Origin of the sequence: Pseudomonas salomonii, from assembly GCF_900107155.1 — a bacterium.
In the GTDB taxonomy this organism is placed as follows: domain Bacteria; phylum Pseudomonadota; class Gammaproteobacteria; order Pseudomonadales; family Pseudomonadaceae; genus Aquipseudomonas; species Aquipseudomonas salomonii.
Genome location: NZ_FNOX01000008.1, coordinates 270668 through 288483, shown reverse-complemented (window position 1 = coordinate 288483; position 17816 = coordinate 270668). Strand labels below are relative to the sequence as shown.

The following is a 17816-nucleotide window of genomic DNA, read 5'->3' as shown; positions in this document are numbered from 1 at the left end:
TATGGCATGCGCGTCGCCCGTTCAGGATGAACGAGGGCGTAAAGCCACACTACAAACTTGAAAGGATAAATTCAAATTTTGTTTTGAAATTTTTATTTAATGCATACGCAAAAAAAATAGGCTGATCGAATCAGCCGGTTTCTGCATCGGGAAAACTACAAAAACGGAGCATGTACAGCACGGGTGTGAAGCGCCAGAAAGATGCGCCGACTGACCACTTCACACCTGAGCACGCACAGATTGTGGGTTAGAACTTATAAGTGGCCGACAGGCTAACCACCTCCCCTTTGCTGTCCACCTTGCCATCCAGGCGCGCAGCCCCAAGGCGATCTTCGTTGACAGTCTTGAGCTTGACCTCTTGTACAAACTGCCGCGAGTAGGCGCCGTCAACACTCAAGCCTGGAACCGCTTTGATGTTGTAGCCAAAACCCAACGAGGCGAAATAACGATCACCGTCAGGAATGCGCGGATCCCGCGTGGAGTCACGGGTAGGCGTTTGATCATAGGCAACACCGGCACGCAGGGTGAAATCGTCAGTGAGCTTATAGTCGCCGCCCAGCGAGTACATCATCACGTCTTTGTACTTGTAGGGAATCGACACAATGGTATTGCCGTCAGACTTCAACGTCAGGGCCTTGAAGGAAGACCACTGGGTCCACAAGGCACTGGCGCCCAGGGTGAAGCGGTCATTGAACACGTGTACCCAATCGATGGCAGCGGTCGCCGGGATGTCCAGTTGCGTGCTGGCGTTGGCACCGTCCGGGAACAGTTTCAAGCCTGGGTAAGCGCGCTCAACCAGCGTCAAGCCGTCGCCGCCTGCGTCAGTCATCAGTAACCGACTGCCTGGGTCGGCATTGAATTTGTACTTGCCCTCCAGCTTGTTCTTGATTTTGGCGTGGTAGTTGAAGCCAACGGTATCCTGGTCGGTGGGTTTCCACGCCATGCCGCCAAACCAACCCACAGACGTATTATCGACCTTGACCCGAATCAGCGATTGGCCCACCCCGGATGGAAAGGGAATACCAAAGCCGCCCAGCCCCGGTGACACTGCCGCGGCTGCGTACAAGTCGACGTTCTGGCTGACAAACCCACTCGTATGCTGAACGATGGCGCCGCCACCGATAGAGAACTGGTCATTAACTTTGAAGGACAGCGAACCGGTCAGGCCCACGGTTTCGATTTTGGTGTCCACCGCAAAATCGCGGCCTTTCCAATCCGGGTCCCAGGTCGACTTCATCCCCTGGGGCACCACCTGGCTCAGACCAACACTGAAGCGATCGTTAATCGGTATCACCAGGAACCCGGTCGGCAGCCAAGCGGTGAACCCGCCTTCGCCACCGTCACCCGTACGCGGCGTAGAGGTAACGCCGCCAAATTCGTCCAACACCCCTACAGAGGCAGGGTCGCCTTTGTAATCAGTGGCATTGCCTTTGAACTTGATATTGACGCGCGCATAAATGACGTTTTGCTGCGCGATAGTTTGGTCGATAAACGCCATGGCAGCCGGGTTGTTGTACGCCGAAGACGGGTCGTCCTTGAACAACGAACCACCACCGAACGCACGACCCCAACCTTGGGCACCAAATGTAGGAGTCGAGAAGCCGCCGGCCTGCACCGAACCGCCCGCGACCATGAGACCGCCCAACAATGCCAAGCCGATTAACGTCTGGGCCGGTTGTTTCTTATTATTCATGCTCCACTCCTTATTATTTTTATCCACCACGGCCGGGCCTACCGTCCCTGGTTTTCCTCAACAGGTGCCCCGAAAGGAGCACCTGCATTTCAACGTGTGATCATCACGTCCAACGCATTGCTATCAAGGATTTACGGTGATTGCTGGGGTTGGAGCGGCGTTCAGAGCAGTAATCTTGCAGCTGCCGACCGTTTGAGCAGATGGCAGGGTGATGGTGTGGGTGTTGTTGTTGTAGAGCACGTTGATCGTGGTCGGGCCACTGGCGCAGTTGCTGACAATCTTGAAGTTAACACCGGACACGGTACCCGCATACACACCTGCACCCGTGGCGGTGGAGGTTGGCGTCAAGGTCCAAGGCAGACCCAGCAACACCGGCACGCCACAGAGTGGGTTGGCACCACTGACGGTCGCGCCCGTAATAGCAGCGGCGGAACCGTCGGCAGCCACACTACCGGTGAACACGATATTGCAGGAAACAGGCGCACCGAACGACGCCGGCGACGACACCGCAATGGTCCCGGCAGGCGTGGAAAAGCCCGTGCCCGCAGGAGAAATGGTGGCTGCACTCGCCATGGAAGTAGCACCCATGCAAACAGCCAGAGCAGTCAACGACACGAGAGTTTTCAAGCTTTTCATTGTTTTTCCTCACATGTTATGGCGAATCATTTCGCCAGGGGTAATGGCCATGATCGAGAGGTCACGGTGAAACTGCAGAACTTCCCTTTCCAGCCAAATTTCAATGCATATACCGCTACAGTTTTAGAATTCGTTTATTCGACCACTTTGAAGGTCGGCGGCATCTTGATCGACACCGTCTTGATCTTGCAGTCTTCGCCAATCGGCACATTCGCCGCTTCCAACTTACCGGTGGCGTTATCCCAGGTACCGTCGGCGGTGGACGGGCCGCACTTGCCGCCTAAACCGAAGGCATGCACATCCACGCTGATGTTCGACATCGAGCCGCTTTTAGTGTCTTTGGCAATGAGTACCCAGGGTAAGTTGATGGCCTCGACACGGCTGCATTTAAGGCCGCCGTCGAATTCAACTTTATCGACATTCACCGACGTGCCATCGGCCGCGACCTTGCCGGCCACTTTGATGGTGCAGTCGGCGCTGATCAGCGCGCCCTTGGAAAAGCTGATCGGACCTTGGGCCGTAAAGGCGCTGCCGGCCGGCTCGATCCGCGCAGCCTGGGCCTGTTGGTAAACCATCAGACCCAGTGCGGCCAGGATGACATGGGCAGTAAAGTTGGCAGGGCTTTGCATGGTGTACGTCCTTCCCTTGAAATTATTGTTGTAGGGTCAAACCACTAACTTGCAATAAAACCGATGAATCCCGGGCGAAGAAAGCCTGCGTGGTACACAGACCCCGCGTTCACCCACACACGCGTTAGTTCAGATTAAAACGGTGTCGCGCTGTTGCTGTACTTCTCCAGGTACTTCAACCGCTGTGAGGGTTGAAGGTTGGTCAGGGTGATATCCCCGGCATAGTGATTCAATACACGATGGTCCATGCGACGTCGCCACAAGTACGGCACATAAGCCCAAACAATCATGCTGGCGTAACCGTAAGGCAGTTGCGGCGACTCATCAAAGTGGCGCAACGACTGGTAACTACGGGTCGGGTTGGCATGGTGATCGGAGTGGCGCTGAAGTTGGAACAGAAAGATGTTGGTGACAATCCGATTACTGTTCCACGAATGCCGAGGGGAACAACGCTCATAACGGCCGTTGGGCAACTTCTGACGTTTAAGCCCGTAGTGCTCGACGTAGTTGACCACTTCCAGCAGCGAAAACCCGTAGATGCCCTGGATGATCAGGAACGGAATCACCGCCGCGCCCAGCCAGGCAATCATCGCGCCCCACAACACCAGGCTGTACATCCAGGCGCTGAGCACCGCGTTCTTCCAGTGCAGAGCCGGCAGGCCGAGTTTGCGCAGGCGTTCGCGCTCCAGGTTCCAGGCCGACACGGCGCTGAACCACACCGAACGCGGCAGAAACGCCCAGAAACTCTCACCCAGGCGCGAGCTGGCCGGGTCTTCCGGGGTGGCGACGCGTACATGGTGGCCACGGTTGTGTTCGGTGTAGAAGTGCCCGTAGAAAGTCGGCGCCAGGGTGACCTTGGCCAGGAACACTTCCAGCGGCTTGGGCTTGTGCCCCAACTCGTGGGCGGTGTTGATGGCAATGCCGGTGGCGGCGCCGGTGGACATCGCCATACCCAGGTAGGTGAACCCGCTGACGGCGCCGTGCAACTCAGTGCGCGCGGTAATGAAGGCGGCGGTTTTGGCCAGCCAGCTCGACGGGGCCAGGTGGGCGGTGGCGTTCAACAGACCACCGCTGATGATCCAGTCGATGCCGCCGGCGGCGAGCCAGCCGGTGATCACCACCGACGAGATGACGAACAGCACACCGGTGTAGACGATCCAGCGGTAGTAGCTTTGGGATTCGAGGTGGTTGACGGCGGATTCGGGTGGGTTGCTGACGTCTTCACCGAGCAGGCCGTCGATCAGCGGGATAAGGCCGAAGATCACCAGCACACCGACCCACCACAGTTGCTGTACACCGGTGGTCATCGCCAAGGCGCCGGACAGCAGCGGAGTTGCCAGCGGCATGATGCCGAGCCACCACAGGTGACGCTTGCCGTCGGTCCAGACAGCTGGGGTTGCCAGAGTGTGATTCATGGCAGCCTCCGAACGAGGCAGATTGGACATGCGATAAAAGGCGTTTTTTTCATTATTTTATTCGCTCTTAGGCATTTCAAAAATTGTTTCAAATTATACATTGAAATAATTTTTTAAAATTAATAGCGCGGAATCGTTAGGTCGTCAACTAGTTTCTCGTAGGCTTTTTTACGTGACCAGGCAGTCTCTTTTTTTGCCGTTTGGTCAGGTGTCTAAAGCAGGCATCGACGCCGTCGAACCGCGAGTCGGGTAGCACAATTTTTTAACTCAGCTGTTTACTCAGCTACTTGCCCACCAAGGCCAATGGCCGTTGCGGCAGCGGGTCGTTTTGCGGCGGCTTGACGCGCTTGGCAATCTGCTCCACCACCGCCACCACGCGCTCTGTGGCGGTAATCGGCAGCATATGGCCCCTGCCCTCCACCACTTGCAGCTTCAAGCCGGGCACCTTGCTCGCCAGGGCCTGCCCGTGCTTCTGGAAGTCCAGCACCTTGTCCCGCGCGCCATAGATCAGGCCGATGGGCAGGGTCAGTTGCGGGTAGCATTTGACCATGTCCGGCAGGTGATCATTGACCGTGTTGATCTCGGTGGAGGCGGCGTAAAAGTTGTCCGGGCGCATCCCCAACAGGCCGCCGCCACGGGTGGCGAAGTCCGGCGGCGCGGCATCGGGAGCAAACACGCCCTTGACCACTGAACCTTTGGTCAGCAGCCCCACGGGCATGGTCAGGGTGTGCGACAGCCAGCGACGCAACCATGCAGGACGCACCGCCAATGACAAAAACACCAGCGGCAACAGGCGCTGCGGGTGGGTCAGCGGCGCAACCAGGACCAGGCCGGACACCGCATGCGGATGATCTAGCGCCAATGCCAAGGCAATCGCACCGCCAAGGGAATGCCCCAGCACCAGCGGTTTATCCAGGTCGAGGGTCTTGATAAACGCGGCGATTTGCCGGGCTTGGGCCGGCAGGTCTGCCGCCGTGTGTGCGCCCCGGCTGGAATAGCCGGAGCCCGGACGGTCCAGCGTAATCACCCGAAAGCGTTCACGTAATTGCCCGGATAATGCATAAGTGAGGTTGCGACTGCTGCCCATGAGCCCGTGAATCATCACCAGCGGTGGGCCTTTACCTTCGTCTACATAATGAAAGCGTTCGCCATCGACCTCAACGAAACGCCCGTTAATCGGAACGGTGGCTTCTATGCGCCGTGTCATCCAGGCACTCAAGCCCCACAACAACGCACTGGCACCCACCACCACACCCGCAGCGACAACCCATTCAACCGCCATAGCTCGGTCCTCTGCTTCCCTGCTGCTGCTCCCTGACCGGTATTGGTCAAGGCCTCAGCCACCGTCCACACCCTGGACCCGGACTTGCTGCCCAGCGTGCTCGTCCGTCGGACAAGGCGCACATTGGGAACAAGGTCCTAGCGTAGGCGATATTTTCAGGTAGATTATTTAAAATCTTTTTTAAAATAATTAATTCATTTTTTCTTTGCAATGGTGTTCTATCTAAAAGACAAAACAAAAACAGGAGCACATCTGATGCCCATGAGGGACAGCCTATGAATGCCCACAGTGATTCAATCGACATCGCCATCATCGGCTCAGGCTTTGCCGGCCTGTGCATGGCAATCAAACTCAAGGCAGCCGGGTTTACCGACTTCTTTGTCGCCGAGCAGGCCGACACCCTGGGCGGCACCTGGCGTGACAACCACTACCCCGGTTGCGCCTGTGACGTGCAGTCCCATGTGTATTCGTACTCGTTTGCGCCCAACCCCACCTGGACGCGGCAGTTCGCACCGCAAGCGGAGATCCGCGCCTACCTTGAGCACTGCGCGCAGCGCTTCGAGTTGACGCCCTATTTGCGCTTCGGCATGGGCCTGCAACGTGCGGTGTTTGATGAGCAGCAGCAACGCTGGCACCTGAGCTTCAGCGATGGCCGCGAGGTTAGCGCGCGGGTGCTGGTGTCGGGCATGGGCGGCCTGTCACGCCCGGCGCTGCCGGATATTCCTGGGCTGGACAGCTTCAAGGGCAAACGCTTCCACTCCCAGCACTGGGATCACGACTATTCGTTGAAAGGCAAGCGCGTGGCGGTGATCGGCACCGGCGCCAGTGCGATCCAGTTCGTGCCGCAGATTGCCCCGCTGGTGGCGCACCTGGACCTGTTCCAGCGCACGCCACCGTGGATCATGCCCAAGCCGGATCGCGAGATTTCAAGGGTGGAACGCTGGGCCTTCAAACACCTGCCGTTTACCCAACGCCTGGTGCGCGGCGCCTTTTACTGGGCGCTGGAAGGCCGCGTGGTGGGCTTTGCCCTGCATCCACGGCTGATGAAGATGGTGCAGAAGATCGCCCTGCGCCACTTGCGCAAACAGGTGGCGCGCCCTTCCCTGCGCAAAACCCTGACGCCGGACTACACCATCGGCTGCAAGCGCGTGTTGATCTCCAATGACTATTACCCGGCGCTGTCACGCAGCAATGTCGAGGTGGTGACCGACACGGTATTGCGCATCGAAGCCGACGGCGTGGTGACCAGCGACGGCATCAAGCACCCGGCCGACTGCCTGATTTTCGGCACCGGTTTCCAGGCCACCGACCCGCTGCCCCGCGACTGCATCATCGGTCGCGACGGCGTCGACCTGATGGACGCCTGGCGCGATGGCGCCCACGCCTATAAAGGCACGACGGTGCCGGGTTATCCCAACCTGTTCCTGATTGTCGGGCCTAACACGGGCCTGGGGCATAACTCGATGATTCTGATGATCGAAGCCCAGGTTACCTACATCCTCGATGCGCTCAAACACATGCAGCACCAGCGCATTGCCACGGTCGAGGTCAAACCCGCCGTCGAGCAGGCCTACAACCAACAGTTGCAGGACAAGCTCAAGCGCACCATCTGGAACACCGGCGGTTGCCAGAGCTGGTACCTGGACCCGCGCACCGGCAAGAACACCACCTTGTGGCCCGGCTCGACCTGGCGTTTCAAGCAGGTCACCCGGCACTTTGCGCTCAAGGACTACCTCGCCAACCCGTTGCCGGCCTCTGCGTCGCGCGCGGTTGTCGTGGCCCCGCAACCCACTGCAGAAGGCAGCCTGTCATGAAGTCATTCAAGGGCCGCGTGGCGGCAATCACCGGCGCAGCTTCCGGCATGGGCCGCGCCCTGGCACTCGCACTGGCGCGCGAAGGCTGCCACCTGGCGCTTTCGGACAAGAACAGCCAAGGCCTGGAACAGACCTTGGCGCTGATCAAGTCATCGACCTTGTCGCCGGTCATGATCACCACCCACGTCGTCGATGTGGCCGACCGCCAGGCCATGCAAGACTGGGCCGCACGCTGCGCGGCGGAGCATGGCCAGGTCAACCTGATCTTCAACAATGCCGGCGTGGCGCTGTCGAGTACGGTCGAGGGCGTGGACTATGCCGACCTTGAGTGGATCGTCGGCATCAACTTCTGGGGCGTGGTGCATGGCACCAAGGCGTTTCTGCCACACCTCAAAGCCAGCGGCGAAGGGCATGTGGTCAATACTTCCAGCGTATTCGGCCTGTTTGCCCAGCCGGGCATGAGCGGCTACAACGCGACCAAGTTTGCCGTGCGCGGCTTTACCGAATCCCTGCGCCAGGAACTCGACCTGCAAGGCTGCGGTGTGTCCGCCACCTGCGTGCACCCCGGCGGCATTCGCACCGATATCTGCCGCAGCAGCCGTATCGACGCGAACATGACCGGCTTTCTGATCCACAGCGAGCAACAGGCCCGCGCCGACTTCGAAAAACTCTTCATTACCGACGCCGACCAGGCCGCCAAGGTGATTCTGCACGGTGTGCTCAAGAACAAGCGCCGCGTGCTGATCGGTCGCGACGCGTATTTTCTCGACCTGCTCGCCCGTTGCCTGCCGGCGGCCTATCAAGCCCTTGTGGTCTTCGCCAGCAAGCGTATGGCGCCCAAACCACGCACGCCGGTGTTCGAAACCAACGACGAAACCCGACTCTGAACAGGAGCACGCACCATGCTGCCGATCCGTCGCGATATCCGTTTTGCCTTGCCTGCCGAGCGCATCAAGGACTGGCACGAACAAGGCCCGTTCATCACGCACTTTTTCAACGCTTTGTCGCTGCTGTTTCCCCAGGGCGAGCTGTTTTTCATGGACAGCGTGCGCCACTACCGCCAGCGCATCGACGACCCGGCGCTGAAGAAAGAAATCCAGGGGTTTATCGGCCAGGAGGCCATGCACAGCCGCGAACACGTGGCCTATAACGATCACTTGCAAGCGGCCGGTCTGCCGGCGCACCCCCTCGACAAGCGCCTGAAGTTCTTCCTCGACCTGCAAAAGAAACACCTGCCACCGTCGTTCAACCTGGCGGTGACCATCGCCCTGGAACACTACACCGCGATGCTCGCGGAAATCCTGCTCAGCGACCCGTCGCGTTTTGGCAAGTCACTCAAGGGCTACCAGCAGATGTGGTACTGGCACGCCCTCGAAGAAACCGAGCACAAGGCCGTGGCGTTCGATGTGTGGAACACCGTGATCAAGCCTGGGCCGATGCGCTATCTGTTGCGCACCGGCACCATGTTGACCACCACGCTGCTGTTCTGGCTGGTGGTGTTTGATTTCCACGTGCGCCTGCTGTTGGCCGACCGCAAAGCCGGTGGGCACCTGAAGGGATTCTGGCGCATGCTCAAGTTTCTATACGGACCCAAGGGCGTGTTCCCACGCATGCTGCGGCCGTGGCTGCACTACTTCAAACCGGGCTTTCACCCCTGGGACCATGACAATCGTGCACGGCTGGCGGGTATCGACGCTCTGGTCGAAGAGATCGAACAGACCCAGCGCGAATACGCATCCGCCCACGCTTACAGCTGAGCCGCCGCCCGCCTGCGGACAAAGCCCGGCAGCAGGTCGCCGGGCAGCGCCTTACTGAAATACCAGCCCTGGATAAACAACTCGGTGCCGGTGTTCAAAAAGGCCAACTGCTCGGCGGTTTCCACGCCCTCGACCACCACGCCCAGGTTCAGCGCCTCACAGAAGCGCAGCATGCCGGTCAATACCTGGGCGCCTTTGGGGTCGCGCTGGGCCACCACGAAACTGCGGTCGATCTTGATAAAGTCCACCGGAAACTGGTGCAGATAGCTCAAGGCCGAAAACCCGGTACCGAAGTCATCGATATACACCTTGGCGCCGATCGCCTGGAGCCTCTGGATGGTCTGGCGGGTGGCCTGGAGATCACCGACCAATGCGTCTTCGGTGATTTCCACCGAGACCCGGCCATGGGCCTGGGCGAGAATTTCCACCAGGCGCTCGCCATAGCCAGCCTGGGTCAGCGTGGCGCTGGAAATATTGATAGTCATGGGCAAGTCAAAGCCGATCTTCTGCCACTTCTGATACTGGCGTACGGCCTGGGAGGCCACCCACACATCCACGTCCGGCATCAACCGCGCCTGGGCCAGCCATTGCAGGAATTCCCAGGGCGAATGCACCGTGCCCTGGCTGTCGCGCGCACGCATCAGCGCCTCACAGCCGGTGCACAGGCCGGTGCGGGTCGAGACTTGGGGCTGGAATTCCAGGTAGAACTCGTAATCGCTGATCTGCTGGATACGGCTCAATTCGACGGCCTGACGGGCGGCCGCCTTGTGGGACGCCAACACCGGGTCCAGTTCCAGCAGGCGGCCTTTCTCTTCGAGGCCGCGGAAGGTCATATCCAACGACTTGAGGTACACGGTGCCGCCATCACTGGACTGGCGATGAATCGCGCGCACATAGGGCGCATACACCAGGGTGCCCAGGCCCAATAGCAGCACTTGCAGCACCACTGCCGCGATGTCGCCGTGGGTGCTGAGGTAAGCATTGAGCAGCACGGGCGCGGTAAATGGCACGCTGGCCACTGCCGGCGACACCCAGCCCCACTGCACCACCGTCAAGGCCAGCAGGGTGTTGAACGCCGGCACCAGCAAAAACGGGATAAACAAACGCGGGTTAAGGATGATCGGCAAGCCGAACAACAGCACTTCGCTGACATTGAACAACGACAGCGGCAGGCTGGCCATCGCCAGCAAACGCATGGACTGGCTTTTGGAAAACAGCAGGATCGCCAACAGCAAACACAACGCCCCGCCCGACCCACCGATAAATGCGAAAGAGCCGAGCAGGCCACTGTTGAGCAGGTACTTGATCGGCTCACCCGCCGCCAGCGCGGCGCCATTGAGCACCACGGCCTGGTCCAGTACGTCGAACAGCGGCTGCATGGCGTACACACCGTGAATGCCGAAAAACCACAGCAATGAGTTCATCAGGGTGACAAACAACCCGCTGCCATAGGGTGATTGCAGCGCATCCAGTACCTGCGGCCCCTGAAGTTGCGCCACAGAGGGAATCTGCACCAGCAATGACAACACCAGCACCAGCAACAGCGCCGTAATGGCGCCCGGCACCACCATATTGATGGTGCCGCGCAGGTTGTGGCCCACCAGGTCTTCGTTGACCAGGCGCGTCCAGCGAAAGCGGTGCAGCCAGGCGATTGCCGGCACATTCAACAGGGGCGATGCGATGGCGATAAACAACACAAACGTCGCCGATGCGCGCGGGTAGTCACGCAACACAAACGTGGCGACTACCACGTGCGCCAGGCACAAAAATGCCACCGGCAATTGTGGCAGGCGGTGCTGGATGGCGAGCATGTAGCCAATGGAGGCCGCCACCAGCAGCGGAATTACCGAGCTGATCTGGTTATGCAACCCCGACAGAAACGCCACTACCTGCGGATCGAAGCCCAGCGCGTTGGCGCATTCGGACAAGATCAGGAAACCGGCGGAGACCAGCAGGCACGGCAGGATCCACAACAAGCCCTCGCGAATAGCGCGTAATGACTCGGTGCTGGCCAAGGCAGCCAGGCGCTGGGTGAGGAAAAGTTTGAACAGCGTTTGCGACATGCCCCGTCCCTCTGCCCGTATCGCTTTCTGCCCATGCTTGGCAGTGCCCAAATCCCATGTAACGCTACACGGCCACCTACCGGTAGCGAAAGGCTTTTGCCGTACTACGATTAATTATTCAGAATTAATGTCAGTTTGCGCGATTTGTCGGGGCCATCGGGTTAGCCTTCAAACCGGCTTCCCCCATGCCAGGCCGGCGACCCTGGCCGCCTGTATGGCGATTGCCCGCTGACTGATTGCAAAGCCTAGTGCATGCCCCCATCTATTGACTTCATCCAATCAGGAGTAAGCCCTTGTCAGAACCCGGTGATAACCACCAGCGCGCCCTGGACCGTTTCTTGAGTGAACACCCCCAGGTGGCTACGCAACTGGACACCCTCAACCCTCTGGCCGCCCAAGCCAAAGGCGAAACCCTCGCGCAGTATCGCGCCGAGCGCTTGCATGAGGCTTTCGAGGCCGAGGCTGAGCGCCAGAATCTGTTTGCCTGGGAGCTGACGCTTAAGTTGACGGCCGAATCGGCCGAAGCCTTTGAGGCTCAGCGCCTGGAAGTGCACAAGGAAGTCGCGCAGATGGCCGGGTTGGGGTGGGAAGAGTACTGCCGGCTGCATGACTTGGCCGGGTAGCTAATGTGGGAGCCCCCCACAAAACAGCAGATACACAGCGTCGGCCCAATCGAAACATCGGCAGACACCCCTAGCTATCTGAACCAGCGCCATCGACAACGCGCCATCACCTCGCCCAACTCCTCCACGCTGATCGTTCGGTGCTCAGGATCCATCGCCAACGCCAAGCGCAAGGCGGGCCAACACGCTGCGGGCAGGTGCCGGGGGCGCTCCAGCCGCTCAGTGGCCCGACGCTCGCCCAAGCGTTTGCCATGGGCCAACTCATACACCACACACGCCACCGCATACAGATCAGCACTCGCCGTCAGCGCACCGCCCGCCAACAACTCCGGCGCCGCATAAGCCGGAGTCCAGGCGCTGAACCGGTCACGACTCACACTCGCCAGCCCCGCCATCGCCTCTGCCGTCGCCTGCCCCAGGCCGAAATCGAACAAACGAATACCGTCGTCACCCAGCATGATGTTCACCGGTTTTACATCACCGTGCAGTACACCTTGGCGATGCACATACGCCACGGCATCCAGCAATTGCACGGCCAGGGGCTGCAACTCACGCCAGGGCAAGCCATCGGGACCCTCCAGCAGGAGCCGGTCCAGGGTCATGCCGCGCATCAACTCCATGGTGAAAAAAGCCATCTGGCTGCTGATATCCACCTCGAACGCAAACATGCGCACCACGCGCTCATGCTGCAGGCTGCGGGTCAGGGCGAACTCGCTGTAGAGCAGCACATGTGCATCGGGCGCCAGGCGCAGATTCTCACCGAGCACCTTGATTGCCACACTGGAACAGGGCTCGCCAAACTGCTCATGCAGCAGGTCGCGCGCCCGGTAGACCACGCCCATGCCGCCCGAACCCAGCACGTGCTCAAGGTGATAACGCCCCGCCAGCAAGGTGGGCATGCCAGGTGCCGTGGTCATGTGCGCACCGCAACGGCCGTCAGGTCATCCCGCGCCGGGCCGCGTAGCGCCGCCGTGAACAGCCGTGCCACCACCTGTTGTGGCGTACCGCTGTCCATGGCGCAGCCCAGCTCGGCGTGCGTCATCGCCTGGTACACCCCGTCACTGCACAGCAAAAAAACATCGCCCGGGTGTGCGCCCAACTCCAACACTTCGAGTTTCAGCGGGTGCCGGGCGCCTACGGCACGGGTCAATGCCCTGGCGCCGGGATGCGCCTGAGCCTGCGCCAGGCTCAACCGCTGCTCATCCATCAACTGGCGCAGCAGTGAGTGATCGCGCGACAGCTGGTACAACCGCCCGCCTCGCCACAGGTAACAGCGGCTGTCCCCCGCCCAGATACACGCTGCGCGCCGGCCCTCCAGCAGCAGGACCACGACGGTACTGCCCATTCTGTCGTCGCGACCTTCGGCCGGCGCAGAGGCGTTATCCCCCCAACTCTGATTGAGCCGTTGCAGGCATCGCCGCACTGCATCAATGCGCTGATCGAACGTACCCTGGGCCGGCAACGCGGAAAGGCTGTCGATCACCCATTGGCTCGCCCTGTGCCCTGCCCGGTGGCCGCCCATACCGTCGGCAACCGCCCAGCAACCCTGCTGGGGGCAGTCGAGGAACGCATCTTCGTTGCGCTGCCTGGCCTTGCCACGTTGGCTGCGTGCCGCGCTGTTTGCAGCGGCTTGCGACGCGGTCATAGTCGCTCCGGCAAACGGAATGTGCGCCACGCGTCCATCTGAAACGGGCTGGGTGTGCGCTGGCTGACCAACAGGTAATTGGCACGCAAACCGGCAAGATCGGCCTTGAGTAGCTGCGCATCGCGCCCACTGGCGGGCTCGCTGTGCAGCAAGTCAAAGAAGCGAAACAACGACCAGGCCCCGTTATTGTTCTCGATGCCCAATGGCCGCTGTGCGCCGCGCTCCAGGACCAGGCTGCTGCGACCATTTTCCGCCTCGCTGGGCCACTGGAACGTCACAGGCACAATCGGCCCATGGCGGTATTCCAGCTGCTGACCGCCAAAGCTAAACACCGCGCGGCTGACCGCCTGGTCCAGGCTATAAGGCGCCAACGTAAATCGAACCGCCAGCTCGGCGGGGTCGCCACCGAAAAAACCACGGCGGATGATCTGCGCTTTGCCGAGTTGCTCCAGCAACGCGCGTGACATTGGCAGGCTCTGGCCTTCCAGCCCGCGCAAGCGATAACGCCCGCCGTCGGCGCTGATAAACGGGCGCAGGTAATGGTCATGGAACCTTGCCAGCACGCCCTGGGGTTTGAAAAACTCCTCAAAATCGCCCAAAGCCACGTCGCTGCCGGCATGGGCATTGAACGGGTAACGCTGGCGGATAGCCCTGGCATACAGGCTATACACCTCGCTCTGATAGCGTTGGTTCACATGCGTATAAGCCTCATCGAACAAATGCCGCCAACTGTCGTCGGCAAGGCCCTCGACCCAACCTTTGAGCGGCAGCGGCAAACGTGCGGCACTGTCGCGTAACTGTCCCAACCCGGGTTGTTGCCCTTCCATACGCCGTTTCACCATCTGGAAAGCCGCCTGCTCCGGCGCCCCTTCGCGATTCAGCGCCGCCAGTTGCAGGTGCACAGCATCAAGCTGGCGCAATGCCTGGGTCAGTTGTTCACCGGGGTTTTGCTGCTCATCAAGCAGTTGATGCAAGGGCTCGAAACGGCGTTGCAAGGCGCGTCTTGCGGCGTCATCGCCTGTGGGCTTGGGCAAAACGCCTGCGTGTACACGGGCAGCCATCGACTGAGCGATAGCCGCCACGTCACCGGCCTCGTGGGGCACCGCTGACATCGGGGCATCGGTGGATAGCAAACGGGTATTTTCACGCACCTGCTGCAACAGCAACACCAGCGGTGATTGCGCCGAGGTAAGGCGCGCCAGTTGTTCGGCGTCCTGGCGCAGGTTGTCGGTTTCGCGCAATCGAACCTGACCCAAGGCCTGGCTCCACGCATCGGCGTACTCACTGAAATAGCGCTGTTGCAGCTCGACGATCAACCGGCGCAACTCTATCGCACTGAGGTCAGTCGCCTGCCCCAGCACCCAATTGTCCAGGACAATCGCGTTAACCAGTCGCGGGCCTTGCTGGTCGAAATACTGCACATAGCGCTTGCTGTAAAACCCGGCAATCGGTTGATCCAGCGCCGTGAACACAGTGCCGTCCGTGAGGCGGCTGGGTTCCAGCGTATGCGATTGCTCGCGCAGTACGCGATACACCACATCTGCCAACGACTCTCCGCGCAACACCTGGCGAGCCTGGGCAACCAGCTCATCATTGAGTGGCGCGGCAAAGGGTTGTTCAAGCAGCCGGGCGAAGTGTTCACTCAGGCGCGCCTGCGTCGCAGACTCCCCGGCAAAGCGCTCGGACCACCGACTGGCCACGCGCTCCGCCAGCCACCCGGCGTCACGTCGCTCGCGCAGATTGAGCATCAGGTAGGCGCGCAGGTTATCCAGTAACCGTTCGCGATCCCCAAGGCTCGACCGCACCTGCTCTTCGAGCAGCGAAGCGACCTGCACAACCATTTGCTGCAGGGCATCGTTGTAGGCATTGACTAGCGGCGGCCGGCTTACTTCGCCCTGAAACAGTCCGGCTCTCTCCAGCACGCCCGCCTCTGACACCGGCGGAAACACCCGCGTCGCCGCCAGGCGATTGTCCAGCAACGTCAGTAACTTCAGGGTCTGGTCCGCATCGGTCGGGGCCGACGTATCCACCTGACCTAACTGCGCCAACTGCTCCAGGCGTTGGTGGTTGATCCCATAGCTGTGCATCCAGAGCATGCCCGCCGCACCGATTACCAACGCGACGGCGCTCGCCCATCCCGCCTGCTGCCAACGAATGCGTTGATGCTCCTCGGTGTGCAACCCCGCCAGATCGGCCTCGGCGAAAATCACTTGGTTGAAAAGACCTTGCACAAAGCGTTCGTGCCGCTCACCCGCACTGGTCAAAAAGAAACCTCGCACCCCCTGGATGCGCTGATTGCGATGGGCGCAGAACGCCACTTCGATAAACAGGCACAAACGCTCACCGATGCGTGCCACCTGGGGCACAAAATCCAGCATCCGGCCACGGCGCTCGACATTGCGCTCCTGGTGCAGGCGCTGCATCAGTTCGCCACTCACGCGCTGGAGCAACGCCTCGAACGCCTGGCGTACCTGCGCCATGGGCACACCCGTGGGGTCGCCAGTGATCAGCTCACCCAGCACGCCCTCTGCGGCGCTGTCGTGCGGCGTATCAAAAAACGCGCTAAAGCCCGGGATGTGGTCAGCGTGAGTCAGCACCAGATACACCGGAATATCGATATGCAGCGTCTGCTGGATATCTTGTAACCGGGAATGCACATGCCGTGCATGGCGCTCCAGATCATGCTCATTGCTGCCCAACAGGGTGTCCACCGACAACGTCACCACCACGCCATTGAGTGGCCGCACCCGGCGCCTGGACTTGAGCAGCCCGAGTAACGTCGACCAACCTGCGGCATCGACTGCGCGGTCGGGTTGGTCCAGGTAGCGCCCGGCACTCTCCATCAGGACGCCCTGATCGGCGAAGAACCAGTCACAGTAAGCACCGGCCCCTGATGATACGGCCTGAAGGTGATCCGGCGGGCGCTGCAAGCCATTGGCCGCCAGCAAAGCACTCTTGCCGCTGCCTCGCTGTCCGATCAACAAGTACCAGGGCAGCTCATTGCGTGCGCGCAAGCTGCGCCCGACATATTGGCGAGATGTTTTCAAGGTATGCAGCGCCTCCTTGAAACGCCCGCGCACCTGTTTGCGCTCATCCTCTACCAGCCCAGGGTGCTGACGGCCAGCCTGGTCCTCCTCGATCCGGGGCAGCACGCTGCGGCGTGTTCCCATAACAGCCATTGCCAGCCCCCATAGCAGAAACAGCGTGCTGATGGTCAAAAGGCGAGCCGTAGCGCCTTGCCAGAACCGGTGGTCATCCACCGCCAGCAGAGGCCCGAAAAACCACACCAGGCAGGCGCTGCAAAGCACCAGCAACAAGCTCCATACCCAAACGATGCGCAGCAGGGTGCCCGCGCCCTTGAAAAAAGCGTTCATTGAATGTTCCCGGCGTTACAAGGGCGTCGGAGTCAGTTCCGGCGCCGAAGATTGAAAGGGTTGCAATGCATGGGCTCGCTCCTGCCCCAGTACCCAGGCAGTTGTCGAATACATCGCCAGCAAAGCGATCACGCCCAGCACCACACACCCGGTTGCGGAGAGCGTGCGCAGCCGCTTGTGGCGTGCCTGCTGGGGTCGGGAGGCGCAGGCAGACACAGAAACCGGGGCGCCACGCACATGCCTTATCTGGCGATACAACGCGTCACGTACGCCCTCAAGCTCGATCACGCCGCGCTCCATGACTCTGTATTTGCCTTCAAACCCCATCGACAGGCACAGGTACATCAGCTCCAGCATGGCCAAGTGTTTTACCGGGTCGCGAGACAGTCGCTCCAACAGCTGGAAAAACTTTTCGCCGCCAAAGGTTTCGTTGTGAAAACGACTCAGCAGACTGATCTTCGACCAGTCACTGCGGCTCCCCCACGCCGTGGTCACTACCGCTTCATCAACGACGCTGCACAGCACATAACGAGCAGCAATCACCTGAGCACTTTCCATGCCTTCATGCTGGGCGCGGACCTCAAAGCGTGTGAGGCTCGCGGCCAGGCGGTCGTTAAGCGTTTGCAGGTTCTCCCGGCCGCTGCTGAGTTTGAGCTCAAGCACCTCGGACATCAGTTCCCAGGCCGCTGTCACCAGCGGGTTAAGGCCCACGTTGAAACGTTGCGCGCCCTGTACTGCGGCGGCGTACACCATGCGGTCTTCCAACTGTTCAAAACGCGGTGGCGAGACGAAGTCCGTCACCGGCCCCTGTGCCGGGCCGTGGCCATTACGGTCCAGCAAGACGGTTTTCTCATCCAGCGGGTATTCACTGTCCATGCTCATGAT

Annotated in this window: 14 protein-coding genes; 4 read left to right on the top strand and 10 right to left on the bottom strand. The window is 60.3% G+C overall.

Annotation, left to right across the window (positions count from 1 at the left end; translation table 11 throughout):
• Window positions 1-247: 247 nt before the first annotated feature.
• The 5 genes from BLV67_RS19740 to BLV67_RS19720 all read right to left on the bottom strand — a co-directional run bounded on the left by BLV67_RS19740 (window position 248) and on the right by BLV67_RS19720 (window position 5655).
• A complete protein-coding gene (locus tag BLV67_RS19740; RefSeq protein WP_065912138.1) occupies window positions 248-1693 on the bottom strand; it encodes an outer membrane protein transport protein in 1446 nt (481 codons plus the stop codon).
• A gap of 123 nt (window positions 1694-1816) precedes the next feature.
• Window positions 1817-2329, bottom strand: a complete 513-nt coding sequence (gene praB / locus BLV67_RS19735; protein ID WP_065912136.1) for an alkane oxidation protein activator PraB — start codon at window positions 2327-2329, stop codon at window positions 1817-1819.
• A gap of 134 nt (window positions 2330-2463) precedes the next feature.
• On the bottom strand, window positions 2464-2958 hold the full coding sequence (praA, locus tag BLV67_RS19730) for an alkane oxidation protein activator PraA (RefSeq protein ID WP_069788816.1): 495 nt from the start codon (window positions 2956-2958) through the stop codon (window positions 2464-2466).
• 134 nt (window positions 2959-3092) lie between these two features.
• Entirely contained in the window at window positions 3093-4373 is a 1281-nt protein-coding gene (locus BLV67_RS19725; RefSeq protein WP_069788815.1) for an alkane 1-monooxygenase, read from the bottom strand.
• Between the two features lie 283 nt (window positions 4374-4656).
• Window positions 4657-5655 (bottom strand): alpha/beta fold hydrolase, encoded by a 999-nt coding sequence (locus tag BLV67_RS19720; protein ID WP_069788814.1) that lies wholly within the window; start codon window positions 5653-5655, stop codon window positions 4657-4659.
• A 275-nt stretch (window positions 5656-5930) separates the two neighbouring features.
• Here BLV67_RS19720 and BLV67_RS19715 point away from each other — a divergent pair, with 275 nt between their 5' ends.
• Genes BLV67_RS19715 through BLV67_RS19705 form a run of 3 tightly spaced genes read left to right on the top strand, consistent with a single transcriptional unit; the run spans window position 5931 to window position 9226 of the window.
• Entirely contained in the window at window positions 5931-7469 is a 1539-nt protein-coding gene (locus BLV67_RS19715; protein ID WP_069788813.1) for a flavin-containing monooxygenase, read from the top strand.
• A complete protein-coding gene (locus BLV67_RS19710) occupies window positions 7466-8356 on the top strand; it encodes an SDR family NAD(P)-dependent oxidoreductase (RefSeq protein ID WP_065912124.1) in 891 nt (296 codons plus the stop codon). The genes BLV67_RS19715 and BLV67_RS19710 overlap by 4 nt, the downstream gene beginning before the upstream one ends.
• A gap of 15 nt (window positions 8357-8371) precedes the next feature.
• Entirely contained in the window at window positions 8372-9226 is an 855-nt protein-coding gene (locus BLV67_RS19705; protein ID WP_069788812.1) for a metal-dependent hydrolase, read from the top strand.
• Here the strand turns inward: BLV67_RS19705 and BLV67_RS19700 are convergent.
• Window positions 9217-11289, bottom strand: coding sequence for an EAL domain-containing protein (locus BLV67_RS19700; protein WP_069788811.1), 2073 nt, complete (start codon window positions 11287-11289; stop codon window positions 9217-9219). The genes BLV67_RS19705 and BLV67_RS19700 overlap by 10 nt on opposite strands.
• A gap of 293 nt (window positions 11290-11582) precedes the next feature.
• Here BLV67_RS19700 and BLV67_RS19695 point away from each other — a divergent pair, with 293 nt between their 5' ends.
• Entirely contained in the window at window positions 11583-11912 is a 330-nt protein-coding gene (locus BLV67_RS19695; RefSeq protein WP_056859237.1) for a DUF6388 family protein, read from the top strand.
• A 74-nt stretch (window positions 11913-11986) separates the two neighbouring features.
• Here BLV67_RS19695 and BLV67_RS19690 read toward each other — a convergent pair whose 3' ends face one another.
• The 4 genes from BLV67_RS19690 to icmH are packed head-to-tail and all read right to left on the bottom strand — an operon-like array spanning window position 11987 to window position 17813.
• A complete protein-coding gene (locus BLV67_RS19690; protein WP_069788810.1) occupies window positions 11987-12829 on the bottom strand; it encodes a serine/threonine-protein kinase in 843 nt (280 codons plus the stop codon).
• Complete coding sequence (locus BLV67_RS19685) at window positions 12826-13557, bottom strand: PP2C family protein-serine/threonine phosphatase (protein ID WP_065912116.1); 732 nt, start codon at window positions 13555-13557, stop codon at window positions 12826-12828. The genes BLV67_RS19690 and BLV67_RS19685 overlap by 4 nt, the downstream gene beginning before the upstream one ends.
• Entirely contained in the window at window positions 13554-16931 is a 3378-nt protein-coding gene (gene tssM / locus BLV67_RS19680) for a type VI secretion system membrane subunit TssM (protein ID WP_069788809.1), read from the bottom strand. The genes BLV67_RS19685 and tssM overlap by 4 nt, the downstream gene beginning before the upstream one ends.
• Before the next feature lie 15 nt (window positions 16932-16946).
• Window positions 16947-17813 carry a type IVB secretion system protein IcmH/DotU gene (gene icmH, locus BLV67_RS19675; protein ID WP_176727941.1) on the bottom strand — a complete coding sequence of 289 codons (867 nt, stop codon included), beginning with the start codon at window positions 17811-17813 and terminating at the stop codon, window positions 16947-16949.
• Window positions 17814-17816 lie beyond the last annotated feature (3 nt).